The 5,928-nt window shown below is 33.2% G+C and carries 6 protein-coding genes; 5 read left to right on the top strand and 1 reads right to left on the bottom strand.

Going from position 1 to position 5,928, the window contains the following annotated elements:
• The first annotated feature begins 357 nt into the window (after window positions 1-357).
• The 5 genes from F6K22_RS28740 to F6K22_RS28760 all read left to right on the top strand — a co-directional run bounded on the left by F6K22_RS28740 (window position 358) and on the right by F6K22_RS28760 (window position 4,670).
• Window positions 358-507 carry a hypothetical protein gene (locus F6K22_RS28740; protein ID WP_293105941.1) on the top strand — a complete coding sequence of 50 codons (150 nt, stop codon included), beginning with the start codon at window positions 358-360 and terminating at the stop codon, window positions 505-507.
• A 469-nt stretch (window positions 508-976) separates the two neighbouring features.
• A complete protein-coding gene (locus tag F6K22_RS28745) occupies window positions 977-1,222 on the top strand; it encodes a hypothetical protein (RefSeq protein ID WP_293105943.1) in 246 nt (81 codons plus the stop codon).
• Complete coding sequence (locus tag F6K22_RS28750) at window positions 1,219-3,291, top strand: AAA family ATPase (protein ID WP_293105946.1); 2,073 nt, start codon at window positions 1,219-1,221, stop codon at window positions 3,289-3,291. The genes F6K22_RS28745 and F6K22_RS28750 overlap by 4 nt, the downstream gene beginning before the upstream one ends.
• A gap of 273 nt (window positions 3,292-3,564) precedes the next feature.
• Entirely contained in the window at window positions 3,565-3,759 is a 195-nt protein-coding gene (locus F6K22_RS28755; RefSeq protein WP_293105949.1) for a hypothetical protein, read from the top strand.
• A gap of 446 nt (window positions 3,760-4,205) precedes the next feature.
• Window positions 4,206-4,670 (top strand): DUF4332 domain-containing protein, encoded by a 465-nt coding sequence (locus F6K22_RS28760; protein WP_293105952.1) that lies wholly within the window; start codon window positions 4,206-4,208, stop codon window positions 4,668-4,670.
• Between the two features lie 93 nt (window positions 4,671-4,763).
• Here F6K22_RS28760 and F6K22_RS28765 read toward each other — a convergent pair whose 3' ends face one another.
• Complete coding sequence (locus F6K22_RS28765; protein ID WP_293105955.1) at window positions 4,764-5,555, bottom strand: class I SAM-dependent methyltransferase; 792 nt, start codon at window positions 5,553-5,555, stop codon at window positions 4,764-4,766.
• Between the last annotated feature and the right edge of the window lie 373 nt (window positions 5,556-5,928).

The raw sequence follows: 5,928 nt of genomic DNA on the forward strand, positions 1-5,928 counted from the left end.
TTTGATTTTATTTTTGATGATTGGAGATGTCTTGGGAAAAACAAGTATTTGTGGAAAGCTTTACAAGATGAATATCTTTCTGATATTGCTCCTGGGAAAAATTCCTGCATCAGAGTGATTCTCTATGAGTAAGGAAATTTAGTTGAATAAATAGTCATGCGTATAAGCGAACAACTCCAGCTAAATTTTACAGCATCACAAAAATTGTGAGGGTGCAACCAAAAATCCGGCGATTTTTTTAGGTAGCTCTAGAAAATGAAAATGTTGGTGATTTTCCACTCACAAGACATAGATGGAAAGATTTGATGAGGAGATATTTTCAGAAAAGATGGAGCAGGGAGCAGGAAGAAAAAATTGATGAGTCAGAGTAGGATGATTGATTTGATTTTTGATGATTGGAGACGTGTAGGGAAAAACAAGTATTTATCGGAAGCTATACAAGATCAACTTTTTTCTGGTATTGCTCCTGGGAAAAATTCCTGCATCAGAGTGATTCTCTATGAGTAAGGAAAATTAGTTGAATAAATAGTCATGCGTATAGGCGAACGACTCCATCTAAATTTTAGAGTATCACAAAAATTATGAGGATGCAACCGAAAATCCTTTGATTTTTTTAGGTAGCTCTAGAAAATGAAAATGTTGGTGATTTTCCACTCACAAGACATAGATGGAAAGATTTGATGAAGTGAAAAATCCGATTCTAATCGTAAAAGTAGGGAAGTAAGAGAGAATTTTTCAATCTTTTTCCTGTATTACCTCTATTCGAGTCCTGACTCGTATAACGCTACGCGCAACTTAGAAGTCAAAAGTCAAACCAAACCAGTAAGTTTCAGCGTTTAGCAGTATCCTAACCTAAATCCGTAGTGCTATATAATTGATTTTAGACAGCTATCTCTATCATTTCCTTATTTTTTCAAAATTTACTCCTTCTTCCCTACTCCCTACTCCCTACTACTTACTCCCTTCTTCAATTAAAATGACTTTCAAATACTCAGACAAAGTAATCAAAGAAATATCAAGTATTTTTTCAGAAAAGCATTCAAAATATAATCCTAAAACTCAAAGTAAACTCAATGATATTCAAGAACCAATTACTACGGCACCCTCAGAAGTAAAACAAATTATTGGGCGAGTCTTGCAACTAGAAAAAGACAGACTTTATAAAAAAACTCCTCGAATTAACGATGATATTCTCAAAATTATTAAAGAAGCGGTGCAATGAAATTAATTTCCATCATCCTGTGTAACTTTCGTCAATTTTATGGCAAAACTCCAGAAATAATTTTGGCATCAGGAAAGCAAAATACAACAATTATTCATGGCAATAATGGTGCAGGTAAAACAACCATAATGAATGCTTTTACCTGGGTACTTTATGAAAAATTTAGTGCTGCTTTTGCAGCAGAAACTCAATTAGTAAATAAACGGGCAATTATAGAAGTAAAACCAAATCAACCTATAGCTTGTTGGGTAGAAATTATATTTGAACATGATCATAAACGTTACCAAGCAAAACGTTTATGTCGAGCTTATAGAAACGAAAAAAATCAAATTGAACATGGCAAAAGTGAGCTATATATGCAGATAGCTGGAGATGACGGACGTTGGTCTCCACCACCAGAACATCCTAATGATATTATTGGTAGAATTTTGCCAGAAAGTTTACATCGATATTTCTTTTTTGACGGGGAAAGAATTGAATATATTGTTCGAGATAATCAGAAAAGTGAAATTGCAGAAGCTACTAAGGAATTATTGGGAATTGAAGTATTAAATCGTTCTGTTAGACATTTAGGAGAAGCTAAAAAATCCCTGGAAACTGATTTGAGATTGATTGGTAATGCTGAGACTAAAAAGTTCTTGAGGGAAAAAAATAAAATTGAACAGGAAATTAATAAATTATCGAAACGCCAAAAAGAAATAGAGCGAGAATTACAACATCATAGAGAATTTAAAAAAGAAATTAGTAGTCGTTTATTGGATTTTAAAGGTGCAGAAGGTTTGCCTCAACAAAAAGACCAATTAAAAGTTCAGATTGGAGCGATAAAAGAACAAATAGTACAAGCAAATGAGGGGTTAAAAAGAGCTATATCAACTCGTGGTTATATGGTTTTCTTATCAGAAGCAATAGTGGAATTTCGAGAATTATTTGGGCATTTAAAAGAAAAAGGAGAGTTACTCACAGGAATTAATCGGCAGTTTGTTCAACAATTATTAGAAGAACAGCGTTGTATTTGTGGAACTGAATTAACCACAGATTCTACCGCGAGAAAATTAGTAGAGAAGTGGATGAAAAAAGTAGAGGTTGCTGATGTTGAAGAAACTGCAATTAGAATGACTGTGCAAATGGATGAAGTAGATAAGCAAGTGGTAGATTTTTGGGAGGAAGTTGATAGACAGCAAGGAAATATAGAACAATTACGTTATCAACTTTCACGGGTTGAAAATGAATTGGAGGTAGTTCAAAAAAAATTACGCAGTTATCCAGATGAGGATATTCAGAAGTTACAAAAAAGGTTGGATGAAATTGAAATTAAGGTGGGAGATTTAAACCGGGAAACTGGTTCAAATACTCTACAGTTAGAAACTTTGCAGAAAGAAATTAAGGTATTAGATAAACAAGTCGATCGCCAAACAATGAATGAGTTAAGACAAGTTTTATGTCAAAGACGAATTGCTGCTACTCAGGATGCTATTGAGAGACTAAATGAAGTCCGATTACGTTTGGAAAAACAGTTTAGAGTTTCTTTGGAAAAGCGAGTACAAGAGTTATTTTATGAAATTTCTTTTACTCCTTATATTCCTCAGCTCAATGAAAATTATGAGTTAACTTTAGTAGAAAATACTGGTGGTAAAAATGCTTTAGTTGCTGCTTCTACAGGGGAGAATCAAATTCTTAGTTTGGCATTTATTGGTAGTATTATCGATCAGGTAAGAGAATGGAGTCAAAAGAATACTTTAATGGGTCCTGATAGTAGCACTTTTCCTATCGTAATGGATTCTCCTTTTGGTAGTTTAGATGAGATTTATCGGCGACAAATTGCCAAAACAATTCCTCAATTAGCAAATCAATTAGTTGTTTTGGTAACTAAGACTCAATGGCGAGGTGAAGTTGCTGAAGAAATGGCTGATTATATTGGCAGGGAATATGTGCTTTCTTATAATTCTCCAAAACCAGATTGTGAGGAAGATGCTATTGAGTTAGGTGGTGAATCTTATGCTTTGGTAAAACGTAGCCCAAATGAGTTTGAATATACAGAATTGCTTGAGGTAGATTCTGATAATTTTTAATTACTTATATTATAATAATTAGCTCTTAGATTATTTATTTCTTTCATCTAGATACTCAAGCTAGTTAATGCAATTAATTATGAGATTAAGAAACAGGGAACAGCGATTAATATTAAGGATTGAGGATTAAATAAAATGCAGAATTTAAAAAGCAAAGTTTAAATAGTTTAAACCTTAATCAATCTAAATGGGGAACATGCAACAGGCAAGAGGGAAAAGAGAAAATAAAAAATACTCTAATACCAATTCCCATGCATTAATGCTATACTTCATATGAAACTTCAGTTATTAAGTAATAATACTGCTTCAGTAATGTTTGTAAAGATTATCGGTATTAAATCAAAATATCTTATATCTTTTCACCCTACTCCCTACTTCCTACTCCCTACTCTGTACGGACGTTGCATGCAACGTCCCTACTCTCAAGGAGATGTAGCAATAATTTTGATAAATGGTATAACTTATTAAGATAAGAACCATTATATAATTTATCAATCATTTATGTTTTAGCATGAAAAATACTTTTTAATAAATTTATTTTCTCAGGATTCAGCCGTCAGTATTGCTAAGGTAGGGATACCGCCAACAACGTTCCTCGTTGATTGTATTTGGAGGATAAATTAGGATTGAGATTGAGGAAATTACTATATAAGCTAAGTTTGATCAATAAGAGTAATATATAGCAATCTTATTTTAAGTTGTAATATTTTGGTGGCAGTTAGGAGTCAGAACTCAAGAGTCAGGTAGGGGAGGGGAGCATTCGGTAGGGCGACGTACAGAATTTTCAAGGTTTTCAGTTCAAATTAACTATTATAAAAATTGTCACAACCAATTTAGGATTGCTATAAAATAATATTGGTCGGCAAACTTGAGGAGTTTAATCTTGCAAAGCTAAACCCATATAGGAGATAACAATGGTACATAATATTCAAGATATTGAAGATATTAATTCTGTCTATTCTGAAAAGTTAGTAGGAGCAGGTATTACTAATATTGAAGAACTATTAGAAAAATGTTCGTCTCTCACAGGAATAGAAGAATTAGAAAAAACCACTGGTATAGAAAAAAACCTGATTATTAAGTGGGTTAATCTGGCTGGTTTATTACAAATTAAAGGTATAAAGAGAGAATATTTTTCTCTATTATCAGCCCTGGGAATATATACAATTTCAGAATTAAAAGATCGGTTTCCTGAAACACTTCACTCCCAGATGATGAAGGTTAATCATCAAAAACAACTGGTGCAACACTTACCAAGTTTAAGTATGGTTAGAAGTTGGGTTGCTCAATCAATAAATATTCAAAGAAAAACTGCTCATAACAATATCCCAACTACTAAATTACCCCAGAAAAAATGGTCTTTAGATTGGTCGGATTAGGAAAAAATTTAGAGAGAATAAAAAAACTTATGGTTGCCATCTTTAAATAAAGTTTTCTGTAACAATTTTCCATTGCATAATCCTGAGATGAGACTACAAATAATCCGTACTGTAGTTTAACGAAGAAATGTCAGGCTTTTTAAACACTAAAAAATGCTGTTGTGGTAAAAAATTTCTAGTATCTTCCCAAACCAAACCCACAGCTTTCATTTCTTTTTTAACCTGTTTTTCACTCATTTTATGTAAACCCTTAATCATAATCATTGGATTTTCACTCCGATATTCCAATAAAACTACTCGCCCACCAGGTTTCAATCCCTCGACTATTCCTAACATCATTTCTCGCGGATATTCAAATTCGTGATAAGTATCAACTAACAAAGCAATATCAACACTAGATGGCGGTAGATTTGGATTATCTACATCACCTAAAATTGTCTCAACATTAGTAATATTTTCCTTATGATTAACAAAATTAATTAAGTCTAACATTTCCGGTTGTATATCCACTGCTAGTAGCTTTCCCTCTGGAACTAAAGGACTAATTCTAAAAGTAAAATAGCCAGTACCAGCACCAATATCTGCCACAACATCTGTAGATTTTAATTCAAGATTATTAATAGCATTTTCAGGTTTTTCTTGATTGCTTCTACTAGGTCTTTCTAGCCATCCAGCACCTTCATGCCCCATTACTTTAGCAATTTCTCGACCCAGATAAAATTTCCCAATTCCCTCAGGATTATGGATAATTCTATATTGGTAAATTATATCTGAATTTGGAACTATCTCAGTGTTGATGCTACAGGAATTTAGGCTTAAAATTAGCATAAATAAAGATAAAATTATTCCTACATTTTGTAGAGATTTTAGAAGATTTTTAGTCATTGTAAGTACCTGGTCATAAATAAAGTTAATTTTGAAGAAGAGGACTTATACCAATTACCATCCATTAATTCTATACTTAGGTTACACTTCAATTATTCAGTGATTAAAAAGGACCCATGGAACCTTTTTAATAATTATTAACCAGGAGCGTGTTAATTATTCATCTTTTTACCGAATAATTAATAATTATTAATTATTAATTAAATAATTCAGCTTACTCTGCCTCCCCTTGGATAGGGGAAAAAAGCGGTCGTTTGCGGAGCATTTCGTCAGGATGGGATGGCGAGGTCTCCGTTCCCTCCGGGACGCTACGCGTTTTGCTCCGCAACATGTAAAGTGAAGCTTTGCGAAGCGCAAACGCTTGCCTCCAATC

It is taken from the genome of Okeania sp. SIO2F4 (genome assembly GCF_010672385.1).
Taxonomy (GTDB): Bacteria; Cyanobacteriota; Cyanobacteriia; order Cyanobacteriales; family Microcoleaceae; genus Trichodesmium.